A 16,896-nucleotide genomic window follows, 5' to 3' on the forward strand; every position below is an offset into this window, starting at 1 on the left:
CGCGACACGCGCTCTCTCAAGCCGATTGCCCCACTTTCAGCGGTCGAAAGAACGTGCTGCGGAACGCGCCGTCCAGCAAGCGCCTCAGCCGGACCTCGATCAGTTCATAGCTGATCGCACTTGCAGCCAATGACATCACCAGCCCAAGTCCGATGAAAGCCGCCCATAGCAGCCAGCGGTCGACGCCGGCGGCAACCAGCTTCAGGCCAACCACTTGCAAGGGGAAGAGCACGAAGGGGTGCACGAGATAGAGGCTGTAGCTGATCTTGCCGATATATTGGAGCGCCGGCGTGCTCAGGGCCTTCCCGAGGCCAGATTCCGGGGCGAGCACCATGGCGAACAGCAGAAATCCGGGAATGAGGCCCACGAACGGATGAAACAGCACCAGGCTCGCATACAGCGCGGCCCCGCAGACGAGCCCTGCGACCAGACCGAGCCGTCCGGGAATGGAAATGCGAAATCCCGTCGCGCTGAACAGCATCCCGATGCAGAAGAACGCGGTGATAGGCCAGCGCATCAGGCAGGCCACGCCCAGCAGGATCAGAGGCGCAGCCAGCAGCCTACCGCCGGCGCGCCACATCGAGAATGTCAGCGCAAACCAGATGTAGAACGCCCACTCATAGGTCAGCGTCCAGGCATTCTGCTGGGCAATGGGCAGGCCGAGCGCGTCCTGCACGAAGAACAGGTTGGCCGCAAAGATCCCGAGATAGCTGGTGAGATCGATGCCGCGGAAGAATTTGTAGGCCACGATCGGCCCGATCGCGAACAGCGCAAGATGCAGCACGACGAACACTGGCATGATGCGCAGGACGCGGTCGAAGAAGAACCGCGACAGCGAACCGTGGCGTATCAGACTGGCCGGGATCAGGAAGCCGCTGATCATGAAGAACAGCTCGACACCGTGCCCGCCGACATTGATCACCGACTGCAGCCAGGGCCAGAGCGGCGGCAGAAAACCGGGATTGGGGATGTCGTACATGCCTGCCTTCGGCATGTCGTAGAAATGATCCATCAGCACGCTCAGCGCCGCGATGGCACGAAGGCCCTGGACCGAAGGAAGGAACGATCCATCATAGGCGGCGCCCGGCTGGTGAGGTGCCTTGATCACTCTGCGGCACCCTGGGTGCTGAGCACTGGCTCGAGGACGACAGGCTTTCTTCGCGCGGAGCGGAATCTTTGCCCGAAGGAAATGCTGGGCTTCTCGATGAACGTGTATGTCATCCAACTGACGAGGATCGACAATGCCAGGATGACGACCAGGAAGATCGACCATCCGAGGGGTCCGTCGCCGAACCATACCAGGCGATGGACGTAGACAATCGCGAACGGCGACATCAGATAGACCGAATAGCTGATCACGCCGACGAATGCCATCGGGCGCCAGGCCATCCGTTCGCCGAACACGGCAAAGCCGATGAAGACAACCGCCGCGCAGATATAGGCCGATCCGATCGAATAACTGTAGAAGAAATTCTCCTGATACACGCCGCCGAACCGGCGGTCGGACAGGGTGGCGGCGAAGACCGCATACAGAAGCGTGCAGACGGTCACATGCGTCCACCGCAGCTTGCCGCCAATGACGGTGTCGCGGATGATCTTGCCCAGGAACATCGCCGATAGGTTCAAGCCGACCTCCATCACCGAGGAGACTGCCCTACTCTCAACGAAAAGTGCAGCTGTGGTTCCCACCAGCGCGGCGGCAACGACGATGGTCACCGCCGTGAAGCGCCGGTTGAGCAGCCCCATCGCAAAGAGAATGGTGCATCCGACGTAAAACAAAAGTTCGATCGCCAGCGTCCAATAGAATACCCAGAGATTCGGGACGTTCACGAAAGTCTGCAACATCGTCACGTTAGCGGCGATCTGCCCCAGCGGAAAACTCTTCGAATCCAGCAGCTGCACCGACACGAGCCCGACAACGATCGAAGTCCAATAAGCCGGATAGAGCCGGAAGAAGCGGCTGATCGTAAAATCCCGCACAGGCGTGGCGCTGTCCGGGAAGCTGAACGGAATGACGAAGCCGCTCACGAAGAAGAACAACACGACGCCGAACCGGCCAAAGTTCATGTAGTAGCCGAATATGTCGTGGAGGGGCCCGTAATAAACACCCGTCGGGTGCTTTTCCAGGATGACCTCGAACACGTGCTGGACCAGGACGGCCAGCACGGCAATGCCGCGCAGCGTGTCGATGAATGCGAGCCGTTTATGCATAGTTCGTTCTCACCTGCTTCCGCTCGCCGCCGGTACATCCGGGCGGAAGCCTTCTAATGACGGCATCGGTGGCCGTACGATGATTGGCACGGCGTCGCCCGCCCGCGCCGTGGCGGCGCGCCGCGAGAACACTTCGCTGAAGCTCAACGCGATGATCAGCAGGCCGGACGCCGGGCCGTAATTCAGAACGGTGATCGTGAACAAGTTGACGACGAAGATCAGCGTCAGCTTGTAGACGTCGGTCGTGCCGAACGTCGCCCGGAATACCATCACCATGAATGCGACGAACGGGAGTCCGAACATCAGATACGTGCCGATGTAGAAATTGTCGACGGGAACCCAGAAGGGGGCGAGCGGCGAGAACAGCTTCTGCGGATAGTTGAAGCAGCCCACGCCGCAGCCAGTCACGAGACCAACGGGCATGAGCTGGCTCAGGTAGACGAACGGCAGTTGCCAGCTGTTGTTGATGCGGTCGACGATGCTGAACAGGGTCGTGTGCGGCACCGCGGCGGTACCCGAAGCGAGCACGATCATGAAGAACGGCACCAGGATCGCGGCAAACGACCACAATGCAATGTTTCGTATCGCGGAGAAGCGCGACTTCTCCGGGAGCATCCGCACGAACACCAGCAGAATCAAGTAGAGCACGAGGACGATCATGGTCGTCTTGCTGGTCGTCAGACGGATGATGTAGACCGCAAGAGAGCCGTACAGAAGGCACCAAATCGTGCTCTTACGGATCGACGTAATTGCGAAGGACACGAGTATGAAGAAGGCCGCCATGGTACTTTCGGCAGCAAAGCCCGTGAGACGCTGATCGTCACCGCCATAGGCCCACCATAAGCGACCCGCCTCACGAACGGCGCCGAAGGACTCATATTTGTATCCGACCCAGGGCATGAAGTAGAATTTCGTCAGCAGCACGCCGATCAGCGAGAGGTAGAACGTCGCGGCGATGACCGACAGCAACTTCTTGTAGGAGCCCAGACTGGTGTCGCAGAAACAAAATCCGACGAACACCGGGAGCATCATCTTAAACGACGACATCGCCGCGTTGACCGTCCCCAGCATGAAGTAGCCGAGCACCAGCGACAGCATGATCTGCACGAGGACAACTGCAGCCATGATACTGCGATTGCGCAAGATGCAATGCACGACGAACTGGACCAGGCACAGAAGCGCAATGCCATCCGGCACGAACCAAAGCGCGTCCAAATGCATGATGCTGGTGTAGTACCGCATCATACCGCCGAAGGCATCCCGGACCAGATAGGCTGCGAGCGCGATCGCCTCGATATTGAGGCTGATCAGCATCATCCTGCGGGGTTGCAGCGCGAAGGTGCTCATGCGCGGCTCAGTTGCTCAGCCGCGCCGATTGGGCGGGGGATGGCGCAAAATCCGGGGGGCTTCCGAATGCATTTCGCAGGAGCCTGCCGCCGGGAATTTCGACATAGAGATAGGTGAGGTGCGAAACCGCGAGCACGGCGGCCAGTGAAACGACGAGATTCAGCGTCGCCGGCAGGCCTGCCCAGATCGAATCCAGGGCGGCGATTCGCCCCGCCCCCACGCCCCGCACGAAGTATTCAGCCAGCAGCACCACGAGCGCGTGCACCATATAGATCGAGTACGAACGACGTCCCAACCAGATCAGCGGCTTGGCCACCAGGATCCGCGGCACCAGCAGCGCATCCGGAAAGGCCAGCAGGCTGCCGAGGAAGATCGCGAACATCACTGGCGCGAGGAAGGTCGCGGCAGGATTGGCCTCCGCCAGGGACACCAGGACGATGCTCGCGATCATGGCGACGAATTGCAATGCGCCCTGCGCGGCAGGCCCCGGCTTGGCCGGCAGGCGATCGACGATCCTCACCATCAAGACGCCCAGGAAAAAGCCGACGAAGCAGCGTAGTAAGCCGAAATCCGTCTGAAGCTCGATGCTCTTCTTTTCGAGCACGAAGATGATGAAGACGAGACTTCCGACCGCGAGCAGCCCGGAGAGGACATAGAACCACGCCAGCGAGCGCATGCGCAGGGCAATGAGAACGAGCAGACCAAACACCAGGTAGGTGTAGAACTCAACGCTGATGCTCCAGCTCGGCGCATTCCAGCTGAGATAGTCGATGAACCCCATCGAGTGGAGAAGCAGGACGTTGAGGCCGAAGGAATAGGCATTGTTCACTTCGAACGCCGCAGGCGCGGCGACGACCACCCCCGCCATGACCAGGCCGATGCGCAGCAGGCGAAAGACGAGGTTTGCCAGCAGCATGACGATATGCAGCGGGTAGACTCGCGCCAGGCGCCGTACCATAAATTCGCGCAGCGAGAAGCGCGTGAAGTCGTTCTCGACATAGCTGAGCGCCATGACCATTCCGCTGAGAACGAAGAACAGATCGACCAGCAGCCATGCACTCCTGAAGAAGGAGCAGTTGATCCAGGCGTTGTGCGGGAATGCCGCGAGAAAGGTTGGCATCAGCAGCAGATGGTGGATCACCACGGAAGTCGCGGCGATCCCCCGGATGCTGTCGAGCGGCAGGACGTGCGCCTTCTCACGATGAACCAACTCCGTCACATCAACATTCCGTAGCTGTTGCACCGCAGCAGTGTGTATCAGGTCTCAACGCGTGATCAATCTCTGCAATCACGGAGCCGCATTCGATGCATGACGACCGACAATAATTTCAAAGCTTGCAGATCATTCGGACATGCGAGCGCCAAGTTCATGCCACTTTTCATCCGACGTGCGCCTGCTTCGGTGCGCAAGCCAATCGGCATTGGGACGATTGCGAGTATTTGCGCGCAAAGTGTGCGCGAAATTCGGCACTGTTGCGATCGAGGTCCTTGCAGCACATTGATTGCTGCGTGCCAATGTCGCACGAAAAATTCTTTCGCTAACGGGGAACAATAACGCGCGTCGTGACTTGTGTCGGCTTTGCGACGAGCGGCTGCGCGAGTGCCCGATATGTTTTCAGGTTGCAACATTCATGGGCGTGATTTGCCGATCTCGCAGGCATTGTAGAGCTTGTTTTTGCAACCGGCGAACAAGCGAGCTCGGGTTGTTTTGTCGCCAGCTTTGCACCAGCTTTTGCGTCGCACAAAAAGATGACACAGTTACCTGTCAAGTTTCACCTGTTCTCCTATTGCAACAGAAGCAAGGAACACGGATGGGCCGCGGACTAATACGTCGTCATGCGCAGCCGCGATGGCTAGCGATTGTCTTGATTGGTTCTGCGCTGATCGTGTCGAGCGCCGGTGCTTGCCGCGCGCAGTGCGTCGAATTCTCGGACCGCGCCTCGCAACTCGAACTCGACACCTTCGTGAAGTCGCCGTCCTCGCTCCTCGAGCGGTTGCGCAATGACAAGGAGAAGTTGCGGTATTGGCTCGCGCGCTACGTCGCGACGAATCCGTCGGTCCTGCCGTCCGTCCAGACGCTCATCTCGGCGTCGGCTTCAGCCGATCGCTCGTCCATCGGCGCTGCGCTGCGCCTTGCCGAAGCACGTTGCACGTCGACCAAGCCGGACGCCGCGCGCAAGATCAGGGATTTCGTGCAGCGGATCGGCGATCTCAACGTGCAGGCCGGTTATTCCGGCGCCGGAGAGGACAGCTCCGGCGTCCAGGCCCAATCGCAAATCAAGACCTCGCCGCAGCCGGGCCGCGGCGGCGCCCTGCTCGAGGGCGAGTGGAGGACCAAGCTGGCCAATCCGTTCAAGCCCGTCCCCCTTCCGAATTGATCCATGATCGTCAAAGGCAGCGAATTAGCACATGTACCAGCCTAGGGAACATTTCCAGTCGGGGCACCGATTCGGCATCGAATTCGGCGGGGCGGTCCTCAGCTTCGAGCGCGTGGCCGACGTCCTTCGCCGCCAATGGCCGATCATCGCGGTCTGTACGGGAGCTTCGCTGGCCCTGGTGATCGTCTACCTGGCCATGGCGCAGCCCATGTATACGGCAAATGCCCGCATCATGATGGATACGCGGCAGACGCAAGTTCTGGACAAGGACAGCAACGCCAGCAGCGCCCTGATCGACACGGGCTACGTCGACAGCCAGGTGGAGATCATCAACTCGGACGACCTCATTCTGTCCGTCGTCCGCCGCCTGAAGCTGACAGAAGACCCGGAGTTCAACGGCTCCAATCCCGGCCTGCTCTCTATCATCATCGGCAAGCTGACATCGCTATTCGGTTCCGGCGAACCAGCAAGCCAGGAGCGAATCGAACATGCGGTCGTCCAGCAGGTTCAGAAGAATCTGCGTACGGAGCGCGTGCTGACGACATATGTCCTGTCGCTGAGCTATAAAGCGCGGAGCCCCGACAAAGCCGCCAAGATCGCCAACGCGATCGCCAGTGCCTATCTCGTCGGCGCCCTGGAGGCCAAATATCAGTCCACCAAGCGGGCCACCGAATGGCTGCAGCAGCGCAGCCTCGAGCTGAGCGAGCAGGCATCGGCCAGCGATCGCGCCGTCCAGACCTTCAAGGCCGAGAACAACATCGTCGGAACCAGCCGCGGCCTGATGTCCGAGCAGCAATTGTCCGACCTCAACACGCAGCTAGTTCAGGCGCGGGCTGCGACCGCCGAAGCCAAGGCCCGGCTTGACCGGATCGACACGATTTCCGATCAGGATGTTGCGCAGTCGACCGTGACGGATGCCCTCAACAACTCGGTGATCACCCGTCTGCGCGCTCAATATCTCGACCTCCAGGCGCAATATGCCGACTGGTCCAGGCGCTACGGCAAATCCCACCTTGCGGCGGTCAATCTGGCCAACAAGATGGAGGAGCTGCGCAAGAACATTGCTGACGAGCTGCGTCGGATCGCAGACGCCTATCGCAGCGACTATGAGATCGCGAAGAGCCGGGAGGCCTCGCTCGAGAAGAACGTAAAGGACCTCGTCGCCCAGGCCGGCAACAAGGGCCAGGCCGAGGTCAAGCTGCGCGATCTCGAAAGTGCCGCCGACACCTACCGCAATCTCTACAACAACTTCCTGGAAAAGCTGCAGAGCGCGACGCAGAACCAGAGCTTTCCCCTCAGCGAGGCCCGCCTCATCAGCACCGCCACCAAGCCGGACCGCAAGAGCTCGCCCCGAACGGTCCTCGCCCTCGTGGGCGGCCTGGTCGGCGGCCTCTGCCTCGGCTTCGGCGCGGCATTTGCGCGTGAACTGCTGAGCGACGTGCTGCGGACCCCCGGCGAGGTCGAGGATGAGCTCGGCGTGAAATGCCTCGGCGTGCTGCCGGACATACGTCCGCCGACGAAGGCCGGCGCGTTGCTCCCGACGTCAGCGAAGACCGGCCCTCCCGATCTCTCCCGCTACGTCGTCGATCATCCGTTCTCACGCTTTGCCGAGACCTTGCGCAACATCAAGGTTTCGATCGACGTCGCGCGTCTGACCCGCGAGATCAAGGTGATCGGAATCGTCTCCTCGCTTCCAAAGGAGGGCAAGACGACGGTGGCCGCCAATTTCGCGCAGCTGATCGCCCTCACCGGGCATCGCACGGTTCTGATCGACGGCGATCTGCACACGCGCTCGCTGACGCGGGAGCTCGCGCCCAACGCCAAGACCGGCCTCGTGGAGGCTCTCAACGATCCCGCGAACCTCGGCTACCACGTGCAGCGAAGCAAGGAGACGGGACTGGATTTCCTGCCCTCCGTAGTGGCCTCGCGCATGGTCAATTCGGCCGACGTCATCGGATCCAAGGCAATGGCCGAGCTGCTCAAGGTGCTGAAGGAGCACTACGAGTACATCGTGATCGATCTCGCCCCGGTGATGCCGGTGGCCGATTCCAAGGCCGTCAGCTTCCTGATCGACGCCATGGTCTACGTCATCGAATGGGGCCAGACCACGCGAACCGCTCTGCAGGAGTCGGTTTCGGGTTCGGAAGTCCTCCAGAAGAAGCTGATCGGCGCCGTGCTCAACCGTGCGAACCCGAAGATGCTCAAGCGCATCGAGGCCTACAAGGGCAAGCACCACAACAGCTATTACGTCGAGCACGCCTAGGCGGAGGCGAGGCGCCGCTCCCACTGAACAACTGGAATGAGCTCGGGCCCGTTGCCAATTGGCAGCGGGCCTTATTCGTGCTTGGCGGTCGCTTGGATGGGCATCCCCTGCGCCCTCGCGCACGGACCGGAGATGCGGCAAGCGCTCCGGACCTGCTCGCGGGCTCCGTATTCGTCCGGAATCCACAACTTGCAGTTATTGCTCTAGCCAAAAGCAAGGATTGACGGATACGGTGGTCGCCGGGAAAATTGTGCCGGTGCCATCAGCTGTCAATATGACGAGACGATCCGAGCCTTGAGGCCTGAAAATGCCGAAACTTTAGGCATCTTTCTTTCTCGGTTCCCCGGGGCTAATCTCGGCTCATTACTCGCAGTTATTTTTCCGGTAGGCTCGGATGCTGATCGTCCTGACGATTTTGACTATTTGGGTCCTGCTCAACATTCTGTTCGTGTTGATCGTGGTCCCTCCACGCAAGCCGCTCCGCCACCCCATGGCGACGACGCTCTCACCCGCGCCCATCGACCCGAGCCGGCGCCAGATCGAGCAGGACGAGCCTTTCTCGATCCGCCATGTCATCGTCTCCGTCGCAATGGGAGCCTTCTTCGTGCTCGTGCCGCCGCTGCTCGCGCTGCGCGATGCGATCATGCGGCTCTTCCGCAGGCCGCCGCGAAATGGAACCTGAAACCCCGGGACGGAGGTTTCCGGCGATTGAGAGATCGAGCGGCTAAAGCGCGATGCGATTAGGACGAATCGCCATCGCGCCTTTAGGAGCATGATCTTTTCGGAGAACCGCTACGCACTGTTCCGGATCATGCTCTAGTAGGCCTCCTGGAACATCACTGCGGACGCGGTGCGGGCCATGATCTTCAGGTCGAGCCAGATGCTCCAATTGCTGACGTACCAGACGTCGTACTCGACCCGCTTTTCCATCAGATCAATCGTTGGCGTTTCGCCCCTGAATCCGTTCACCTGAGCCCAGCCCGTCAGGCCCGGCTTCATGTGATGGCGGTAGACATACTTGCTGATCAGCTCGTCGTAGTAATTGTCATGGGCGAGCGCGTGCGGACGCGGTCCCACCAGCGACATGTCCCCCCGTAGCACGTTCCAGAGCTGCGGCAGCTCGTCGATGCTGGTCATGCGCAGGAAGCGCCCGATCTTGGTGACGCGGGCATCCCCCTTGGTCGCCTGGGTCACCGTGTCGCCATTCTCGGCCACCGTCATGGTGCGGAACTTCCAGATCTCGAACGGCTTGCCGTTGAAGCCGCGGCGCGACTGCCGGAATATGACGCTTCCCGGCGAATCCAGCTTGATCAGCACGGCTACCGTCAGCAGCAGCGGCGTCAGCAGCACGAGCGCGAACAGAGCGACGCCGACGTCGAGACAGCGCTTCTGCAGCCGCTCGAGAATGGTGAGCGGCGGCCGCTGAATCTCGACCGCGACGGTTCCGCTGACCGGCAGGAACGGACGGGTCACGAGGTCGGCAACGGAATCGTCCGGCAGCAGGCGAATGGGCTGCGGAACGGCGCGCAAATATGGCCCGAGCTTGCGCAGCATCGGCAATTCGTTCCAGTCGATCGCCAGCAGATATTCGTCGACATCGGCCGCGCGCGACTGACGGATGACGTCGCGAATCTGCCGCTCCCATTGGCCGTCATCCCGGTCCTCTCCGAGCACGAAATGGCGCATGACGTCGAAGCCGTTCCTGCGCAAATCCTTGAAGCGGCTCGAGGTGAAGTCGAGCGGCTTCAGGCTGAGCAGGATCACCTTGCGGTCGACCAGGCGGCTTCTCGCAAAGCTCGTGCCGAACACGGCCTGCCAGACGAAGCGCAGGCTGATCAGACCGAGCCCGCCGATCACGGCGAAGACGATGACGGTGCCGCGCGACAGATTGTCCGTCGATTTCAGCAGGAAGGCCGCAACGGCGAGGATCGTGAGCGACGTCAGCCAGATAAAGGCCGCCATTCGAAGCTGCCAGACCAGATTGAGCAGGCGGTGCGTGGAATAGACGTCCCGGAAATAGGCGATCCCGACGAACACCACGCCGACAAACAATCCGGCTCCCACCGATGCACCGTCGGGCGGCGATGCGACCACCACGCCATACAGCGAAGCTCCCGCCGCGTAGCTCAGCAGGATCAACAGAAAGTCAGCAGCGATGACGACGACCTGAAAGGGCCTCTGAAGCGCACTGCCGCGCGCAGATGACAGCGCATGAGCGCTTTCAGAACCGTAAGTTGCAACAGCCATTCGAACCTCTGCGTATCGAGAGAGTGCCTGACGCTCATCGTGATGCTGAAGACTCGTCAATTCCCCGCACGGAAAGTGTTGGTCGATCGCAGCGACATTGTGGCGCTGCACGCGAAACTTTTGCGGCGCACGGACGATGTGTCGCGTTGAGATGCGCGGCGAAATTCGATGCGCTGAAAATGTCGTCACAGTGCTGACATACGAGCGAACGAACTGCCCTATTTTGAATCAAGTTCCGCATCCGATGCGACGCTATCGTTGCACGGGCCGCTGTTCGCTCAAGTTTGAGGCGCTGCTTGCTGCCGACGAACGCAAACATCGGATCACTTGCGAGAATTTCCAGAGATTTCTATCTGCGGGTGTATGCGAGAATTTGCGACGAGTCATGCAGACTTGCCGCACACGCCGAGGCAGCGATGCAATTCCTACGGCCCCCTCTCGTTCCCGAAGTCCATCAAACAAGTCGGCAAAAAATGCCGTGCCCTTCTTTTGGCGTGATCGGCACCGACAACGAGCTGCGGCCCCACGGAACTCGCGTTGTTCGCGTTGGATGGACGCTCTCCGGTGCCGGTGACTTGGGGATATTTTTCCGACCACCCGATCGATGAGCGCCATGAAATCTTTTGCGCGATCCCACCCGTCGCTTCCCAAACCGCAATTGCCGGACGGCGTCCGCATTTACGCGATCTCTGATATTCACGGCTGCGCGCATCTGCTCGAGCCCATGCTGCGGGTGATCGACGCCGACGTTGCGCGCAGCCGGCCGCGCTATGCCGTCGAAGTCTTCATGGGTGACTACATCGATCGCGGCCCGGATACGCGGTCCACCCTCGACATCCTGGTCGAGCGGAGCCGCCGGGGAAATGCGGTCTTCCTCAAGGGCAACCACGAGGCCTTTCTGGTGAGGGTGTTCGAAGACCCTTCATTGTTCGAGGACTGGATCGCCTTCGGCGGGACCCAGACATTGATGTCCTACGGGCTTGCTCCGCCCGATCTCAGGCGCGACGAGCCGGCATCGATCCTGCGCGACTTGATTCGCGCCATGCCGACCGAGCATCTGGAATTCCTGGACAATCTGCGGCTGAGCTTCAGTTGCGGAGACTTCTTCTTCGTCCACGCCGGCGTTCGCCCGGGCGTGCCGCTCGCCGAGCAGACCGAGCGCGATCTGCTCTGGATTCGCGAGGAATTCCTGCAGAGCGAGGAGCAGTTCGGCAAATATATCGTCCACGGCCATACGCCGGTCCGCAGCGCCGAACTACTGGCCAACCGCGCCAATATCGACACCGGCGCCTATGCGACCGGCAATCTCACCCTGATGAGCATCCAGGGAAGCCGCATGCTCGCGGTGTGATGAGCTTCAGCCTCCTGCCACCGATGCGCGAGACCGTCTCAGGGAGGAAATGGACGTTCGCGATCTCTAGTTGAGCAATTGCGGCTGCGCCGGCCGCGCACGCGTCTGGGCCATCCAGTCGCTCCAGGCTCGCTCGTGCTTGACGTAGAGCTCCACCCAACGTTCGCCATGCCTGGCCTCTCGGACGCGCGCCGCCTCCCCGAGCAGCTCGGCGCCGGGACGGGTGTCCGGCTTGTCCAGCGCTTCGAACTCGATCGTTTCCGAGATCGTCAGACCGACGAGCACGCGCTGTCCGCCGCCGTCCACGATGTAGCGTCGCGGCGCATCCTTCTTGGGCTCACTCATGTCGTCATGTCCCATCGGGTTCAGTGTGAAGCTGGATACCGTCATCGAATGGGACGATGCCTAGAAGGCTCGCCGGGCGTGGCCGAACGTCGAGGTCGGAGCGGGCCGCGAGGCCCGGCGCGAGGCGCTGCTGGATGAGCTCACGGCTCTTCGTTGGACGCGCCAGGCGCGTAGCGCGTATCCGAGAATGAGACCAGCGCCGAAAATGGAAGCAGAGACAAACGCAGTAGTCATGGGAGTCGTCCTGGGAGTCGTCCTGGATCGTGCGCGTCCTATCAAGAGTGAGCAGTGTGTCGACATCATGGTTCTCGAGGATTCACGAGCGCCGAAAAAATGTTCAAGGTTCGGTCTCCTTTGCATGCATGCCGCGCACGCGGCAACGCTGCAAGCCTCTGCCTGATCTCGTCTCGGCCGGAGGTGATCATCGAACACTCTCTATATATAATGACGACCACATATCTAAGAGACGTTCTCGCAGCCCGATGCATCAAGGTCCGTCAGGGTCGATCCGACGCGTCTCGGCGAGACCATGCGCCCCTGCAACCGGAAATTCGGCGTCAGCCGGCCTGCCCGTACCCTTGCAACCATCCGGAACCCGTCGCATTATCACCCATCGCATTTCATGAGGGATTCAATCCAATGAACTTCCGCGCCCTTATTCCAACCATTGCCCTGGCCGCTCTCGGCCTCACTTTGGCAGCATCCGCGACATCAGCCGCCGAGCTCGCGCTTGCCCCGTCACAGCGGGCAGCCGCCGTCCAGGGCGGGCTTGTGTTCTGGGACGACGTCTACCCGCCGGCGGTCTATGGCCCGCAGCTTCGCCCGGCCGAAGAAGTCGCAGCGATGAAGGCGCAGGCACGGCCGGTGTCCCAGCGCTGGTGGGGATATTGGTACGTGCGGTAAGTTCGGGAGCCCGGTCAGCTAAGCCACTGAGAACCGCGCACCACTAGCAATCGCCGCCGCAACGCTGAACGCGCTGCGGCGGTTTTTTAGTGAACCCCTGAGAACCACCGAGCTGACGACACGGTTCGGGCCACCAGCAGTTCGGGAAGCATGAGCTCACATCATGAGCCCACGACAGGGTACGGTCGCGACACGAACAGGATCAAGAACCTCTGCATGGACCTTAACTTCATTCGGTTATCGGCCTCTATAGAGGCAACAGGATGTGAAGCAGGAGCCGCCGACTCCAATGTCGTTACGAGATAGATCCTGCAGAAATTCAAGGCCAAGGACGACTATAGTCGCCTTCAGCCGCCGAGATCGCGCAAGCTGCACCACGATTGTGCAGCGATTGCCTCACAATTGTCATAGCCATTCCATTGCACCGCAATATACTTCGCCTAACAATCAAGGATGTCAGGCGAACTTTCGATGATCAGACATGCGGCATGCATGCTGGCCATGATGTATTGCGTTTGCAGCCAGCCCGCCCATTCAAACTACGCATCCCAAGCGGTGTCGCCACCGCTGTCATTCTCACAGTTCTGCATTCAATATCCCGAGGACTGCCGGCGCCACGATGATCGCAGGATCCGAGACTTCCGCTCCTCAATTCAACGTTGGCGAGAACTCGCTCAGATCAATTCAACGGTCAATTTCGGCATAGCGCCGAAGGATCCGCCCGCAAGCCGGCGTGACGCGGAGTGGCAGATATTCCCATACGAAGGCAATTGCGGTGACTATGCCGTCACCAAGCGGCATCTGCTGCTACGGTCCGGTTGGCCCAGTTCAGCACTCCTTCTCGCAGAGGTCGTCATCCGAGCAACCGGAGAACACCACCTCGTGCTGCTTGTGCGCGAGGGAAGAGCGGTCCTCGTGCTCGACAATCTAAGTCCGGTCGTCACGCCGCTGGTCGACGCGTTGGACCGGTTCACTATCGTGCGGGCGGAGTCAGGTACGGATCCACAGCGGTGGACGCGGGACGTTGTAGTCTTCTAAGTAGCGCTCTGACGACAACCGGCTCATGCCTGGAAAGTTATCGTCCGATCCGCTTTTTCGCGTAGCTCGGACACGGACACTTCAGCCTGGCTACGGCCAAGTGCGGAACGAACGCCACCACTGAAGTCTGCTGCATCTCGGTTGGGAGGTCGTCGGCCCCAGCGCCTGAGTCAAACGCCGTTAATCTAAGCTTGATTTTCGCCCCGGTTCACCCTCCCTAACCAGGTCAGTTTCGTGTAAGCACAAATTTCCATTTTGGGATTGATATGACAAAGAAACGAGCACTTATTACCGGCGTCACCGGGCAGGACGGCGCTTATTTGGCCGAACTTCTTCTGCAGAAGGGATACGAGGTTCACGGCATCAAGCGCCGGACCTCCCTCTTCAATACGGACCGCATTGATCATCTTTATCTCGACCCGCACGAGCCCGACCCGCCCTTCCGGCTTCACTACGGCGATCTCACCGATTCTTCGAGCCTGATCCGCATCGTTGGCCAAGTGCAGCCAGACGAAATCTATAATCTTGCGGCGCAGAGCCACGTTGCCGTTTCGTTCGAAGAGCCGGAATACACGGCGAACTCCGACGGTCTCGGCACCCTGCGCATCCTCGAGGCCATGCGTATTACCGGCTTGGATAGGAAGGCGCGCTTCTATCAAGCGTCAACATCCGAGCTTTACGGATTGGTCCAGGAGATCCCGCAGAAGGAGACCACGCCGTTCTATCCGCGTTCACCATACGCGGTCGCCAAGCTGTATGCCTACTGGATTACGGTCAACTACCGCGAAGCCTATGGGATGTATGCCTGCAACGGCATCCTCTTCAACCATGAATCTCCGGTCCGCGGCGAGACCTTCGTGACCAGAAAGATCACGCGTGCTTTGGCGCGCATCCATTTGGGACTGCAGGAAAGGCTTTATCTGGGTAATCTGGATGCCTTGCGCGATTGGGGACACGCGCGCGACTACGTCGAAATGCAATGGCTGATGCTGCAGCAGGACAAGCCCGAGGATTTCGTGATCGCTACTGGCGTGCAACATTCGGTCCGAGATTTTGTCGATGTCGCTGCCAACGAAGTCGGTATGACGATCCGTTGGGATGGAAGCGGCGTCGAAGAAAAGGGATATGACGCCAAGACCGGCAAGTGCGTCGTTTCGGTCGATCCTCGCTATTTCCGCCCCACGGAGGTCGCGACACTTCTTGGTGACCCGTCAAAGGCCAAGCAGAAACTTGGCTGGGAGCCCAAGACGTCGTTCGAAAGCCTGGTTCGAGAAATGATGAAGGAAGATCTCGGGTCCGCAAAGCGCGACGAGCTCATCAAGCAGCACGGGTTTAGATATTATCCGCGCCACGAGTAGTTCTCATAGATCGGCTATCAAGCAACTCAAGCAAGCAAATGAGCGCCCATTGCGGCGCTCATTCTTTTCGGGCCGTATCCTGCTGTCGAATGCCTCATGGCAACCGAACGGCATCCTCCACCGGAAGCCCAATATCGTTGGCAGAGCCCGTCGGGCTGGCATTCGTCCGCCCTGTCGCATTGCCCTGCCCTGTCATGGCGTCCGACCACCGGCGCACGATCGTGCGTCGATCCCAGCGATCAAGGGCTCGCCTTCTTCCTTCTTCGCCGTAATGCTCACGCAGGGCGGGCGCGTCGCTGAGCTGGCAGATTGCAAGCTCGAGAGCCGACGAATCTCCCGGTGGAATCACGAGGCCTGCATTCGTGACTTCCGCCGCGAGGCCGGTACCTTCTTCAGCCATCGCAATGACCGGCCGAGCAGATGCGAAGATCGCGCCGAGCTTCGAGGGCAACACGAGATCGGCGGCCTCGGCCTTCTGCGGAATCAGATGGAAATCGGCCGTGGCCATCAATTGATTGAAGCTGTCATTGGGCTGAAGCCCGAGAAAGTGGATATTGCGATGTCCGGCTGCAAGCTGCTCGAGCCTCATCTTGTGAGGCCCTTCGCCGGCAAGGATGAAGTGGATATGCGGATGACTTCGCTCCAGGCCAATCGCGGCCTCGATCACGAGTTCAAGACCCTGCTTGTTGGACATCGTGCCGGAATAAAGTCCAACGATATCGCTCTCAGCCAGGTTCAGTTGTTGACGGTATTTGGTCGCTCGAGCCCCCGGGCAGATCGCAGTCGTGTCGATCCAGTTTCTCACTTCCGCGGTTTTGTCGGGCCGCAATCCCTTGATCCTCAATCGCTCCACCATCGCATGAGAGATGGTTGAAACGTTATCGAATGACTTAAGGATCGCCGCTTCGACTCGAAGCATCCACTTCCGCAGAGAAGGATTGCGCAGCAAACCAAGATCGAACGCCGCATCCACCTCGAAATCCTGCACGTGAAGCCATGATTTGGCGCCGACGCGACGAGCGACGAACGAGACGAAGGCTGCCGACATCAGCGAAGGTGCGACAGCGATCATGACGTCGGGCCGCCAGGATAGCGCCTCAAGAAGAACCGGGGCCGAGCTCGTGAGCGCGAATGAAGCGTGATGGACTAGCCGTTTGACGCCAGAGGGATGTCCGGGCACATAAATCGGCGTACGCGTTACTCGAACTCCGTCAACATCTCTCGATCTGAAGTACGAGGAATTGAATGCAGGAGGGATTTTCCAGGCGGGGTAATAGGGAGGCGCCGTAATCACTCTGACTTCATGGCCTTCGGCGACCAGACTTTCGCAGAGCTCGGCGTTGTATTTCGCCACACCGATCAGATCGGGGGCATAATTGATGCCGACCAAGAGAACACGCATAAAGCCCGCCCCAATTCAAACTTCAGAATAAAAAAACTCTAGCAATCTAACTA

The 16,896-nt window shown here is 60.0% G+C and carries 14 protein-coding genes; 7 read left to right on the plus strand and 7 right to left on the minus strand.

Features of this window, described 5'->3' with window-relative positions:
- Positions 1 to 16: 16 nt before the first annotated feature.
- The 4 genes from ACM43_RS04930 to ACM43_RS04945 are packed head-to-tail and all read right to left on the minus strand — an operon-like array spanning position 17 to position 4,801.
- On the minus strand, positions 17 to 1,108 hold the full coding sequence (locus ACM43_RS04930) for an acyltransferase family protein (RefSeq protein WP_225151646.1): 1,092 nt from the start codon (positions 1,106 to 1,108) through the stop codon (positions 17 to 19).
- Complete coding sequence (locus ACM43_RS04935; RefSeq protein ID WP_271538497.1) at positions 1,105 to 2,211, minus strand: acyltransferase family protein; 1,107 nt, start codon at positions 2,209 to 2,211, stop codon at positions 1,105 to 1,107. Before ACM43_RS04935 ends, ACM43_RS04930 begins: the two co-directional genes overlap by 4 nt.
- Before the next feature lie 9 nt (positions 2,212 to 2,220).
- The gene (locus ACM43_RS04940; RefSeq protein ID WP_271538499.1) at positions 2,221 to 3,558 is read right to left on the minus strand and encodes a hypothetical protein; all 1,338 of its coding nucleotides are present in this window, start codon (positions 3,556 to 3,558) and stop codon (positions 2,221 to 2,223) included.
- Between the two features lie 7 nt (positions 3,559 to 3,565).
- Positions 3,566 to 4,801: an acyltransferase family protein gene (locus tag ACM43_RS04945; RefSeq protein ID WP_271538501.1), complete on the minus strand. Its 1,236-nt coding sequence runs from the start codon at positions 4,799 to 4,801 to the stop codon at positions 3,566 to 3,568.
- Between the two features lie 460 nt (positions 4,802 to 5,261).
- On the opposite strand from ACM43_RS04945, the gene ACM43_RS04950 reads away from it, so the two are divergent.
- From ACM43_RS04950 to ACM43_RS04960, 3 genes are all read left to right on the plus strand, one after another.
- Positions 5,262 to 5,936, plus strand: coding sequence for a hypothetical protein (locus tag ACM43_RS04950; protein ID WP_246732458.1), 675 nt, complete (start codon positions 5,262 to 5,264; stop codon positions 5,934 to 5,936).
- Between the two features lie 31 nt (positions 5,937 to 5,967).
- Positions 5,968 to 8,199 (plus strand): Wzz/FepE/Etk N-terminal domain-containing protein, encoded by a 2,232-nt coding sequence (locus tag ACM43_RS04955; protein ID WP_271538505.1) that lies wholly within the window; start codon positions 5,968 to 5,970, stop codon positions 8,197 to 8,199.
- 394 nt (positions 8,200 to 8,593) lie between these two features.
- Complete coding sequence (locus ACM43_RS04960) at positions 8,594 to 8,881, plus strand: hypothetical protein (RefSeq protein ID WP_036013954.1); 288 nt, start codon at positions 8,594 to 8,596, stop codon at positions 8,879 to 8,881.
- A 134-nt stretch (positions 8,882 to 9,015) separates the two neighbouring features.
- Here the strand turns inward: ACM43_RS04960 and ACM43_RS04965 are convergent, their stop codons facing one another.
- A complete protein-coding gene (locus ACM43_RS04965) occupies positions 9,016 to 10,446 on the minus strand; it encodes an undecaprenyl-phosphate glucose phosphotransferase (protein WP_036024717.1) in 1,431 nt (476 codons plus the stop codon).
- Between the two features lie 613 nt (positions 10,447 to 11,059).
- Here ACM43_RS04965 and ACM43_RS04970 point away from each other — a divergent pair.
- Positions 11,060 to 11,797 carry a metallophosphoesterase gene (locus ACM43_RS04970; protein WP_081492935.1) on the plus strand — a complete coding sequence of 246 codons (738 nt, stop codon included), beginning with the start codon at positions 11,060 to 11,062 and terminating at the stop codon, positions 11,795 to 11,797.
- A 66-nt stretch (positions 11,798 to 11,863) separates the two neighbouring features.
- Here the strand turns inward: ACM43_RS04970 and ACM43_RS04975 are convergent, their stop codons facing one another.
- Positions 11,864 to 12,142: a hypothetical protein gene (locus ACM43_RS04975; protein ID WP_271538510.1), complete on the minus strand. Its 279-nt coding sequence runs from the start codon at positions 12,140 to 12,142 to the stop codon at positions 11,864 to 11,866.
- A gap of 639 nt (positions 12,143 to 12,781) precedes the next feature.
- Between ACM43_RS04975 and ACM43_RS04980 the strand changes: the two genes are divergently transcribed.
- The 3 genes from ACM43_RS04980 (at position 12,782) to gmd (ending at position 15,441) form a co-directional block, all read left to right on the plus strand.
- Complete coding sequence (locus ACM43_RS04980; protein WP_271538512.1) at positions 12,782 to 13,045, plus strand: hypothetical protein; 264 nt, start codon at positions 12,782 to 12,784, stop codon at positions 13,043 to 13,045.
- A gap of 492 nt (positions 13,046 to 13,537) precedes the next feature.
- Positions 13,538 to 14,083 carry a transglutaminase-like cysteine peptidase gene (locus tag ACM43_RS04985; RefSeq protein WP_271538513.1) on the plus strand — a complete coding sequence of 182 codons (546 nt, stop codon included), beginning with the start codon at positions 13,538 to 13,540 and terminating at the stop codon, positions 14,081 to 14,083.
- Between the two features lie 266 nt (positions 14,084 to 14,349).
- Complete coding sequence (gene gmd / locus ACM43_RS04990; protein WP_271538516.1) at positions 14,350 to 15,441, plus strand: GDP-mannose 4,6-dehydratase; 1,092 nt, start codon at positions 14,350 to 14,352, stop codon at positions 15,439 to 15,441.
- A gap of 94 nt (positions 15,442 to 15,535) precedes the next feature.
- On the opposite strand, the gene ACM43_RS04995 is transcribed toward gmd, so the two are convergent.
- Positions 15,536 to 16,843, minus strand: a complete 1,308-nt coding sequence (locus ACM43_RS04995; protein WP_271538518.1) for a WcaI family glycosyltransferase — start codon at positions 16,841 to 16,843, stop codon at positions 15,536 to 15,538.
- Positions 16,844 to 16,896: the final 53 nt, after the last annotated feature.

The organism is Bradyrhizobium sp. CCBAU 45321, assembly GCF_028128975.1.
Taxonomy (GTDB): Bacteria; Pseudomonadota; Alphaproteobacteria; order Rhizobiales; family Xanthobacteraceae; genus Bradyrhizobium; species Bradyrhizobium yuanmingense.

Excerpts from the sequence above, each read along its gene's own strand:
- ACM43_RS04995 (WP_271538518.1), bottom strand. The coding sequence starts at position 16,843 with ATGCGTGTTCTCTTGGTCGGCATCAATTATGCCCCCGATCTGATCGGT.
- ACM43_RS04940 (WP_271538499.1), bottom strand. The coding sequence starts at position 3,558 with ATGAGCACCTTCGCGCTGCAACCCCGCAGGATGATGCTGATCAGCCTC.
- ACM43_RS04985 (WP_271538513.1), top strand. The coding sequence starts at position 13,538 with ATGCTGGCCATGATGTATTGCGTTTGCAGCCAGCCCGCCCATTCAAAC.
- ACM43_RS04965 (WP_036024717.1), bottom strand. The coding sequence starts at position 10,446 with ATGGCTGTTGCAACTTACGGTTCTGAAAGCGCTCATGCGCTGTCATCT.
- ACM43_RS04960 (WP_036013954.1), top strand. The coding sequence starts at position 8,594 with ATGCTGATCGTCCTGACGATTTTGACTATTTGGGTCCTGCTCAACATT.
- ACM43_RS04980 (WP_271538512.1), top strand. The coding sequence starts at position 12,782 with ATGAACTTCCGCGCCCTTATTCCAACCATTGCCCTGGCCGCTCTCGGC.
- ACM43_RS04975 (WP_271538510.1), bottom strand. The coding sequence starts at position 12,142 with ATGAGTGAGCCCAAGAAGGATGCGCCGCGACGCTACATCGTGGACGGC.
- ACM43_RS04935 (WP_271538497.1), bottom strand. The coding sequence starts at position 2,211 with ATGCATAAACGGCTCGCATTCATCGACACGCTGCGCGGCATTGCCGTG.
- ACM43_RS04970 (WP_081492935.1), top strand. The coding sequence starts at position 11,060 with ATGAAATCTTTTGCGCGATCCCACCCGTCGCTTCCCAAACCGCAATTG.
- ACM43_RS04955 (WP_271538505.1), top strand. The coding sequence starts at position 5,968 with ATGTACCAGCCTAGGGAACATTTCCAGTCGGGGCACCGATTCGGCATC.
- gmd (WP_271538516.1), top strand. The coding sequence starts at position 14,350 with ATGACAAAGAAACGAGCACTTATTACCGGCGTCACCGGGCAGGACGGC.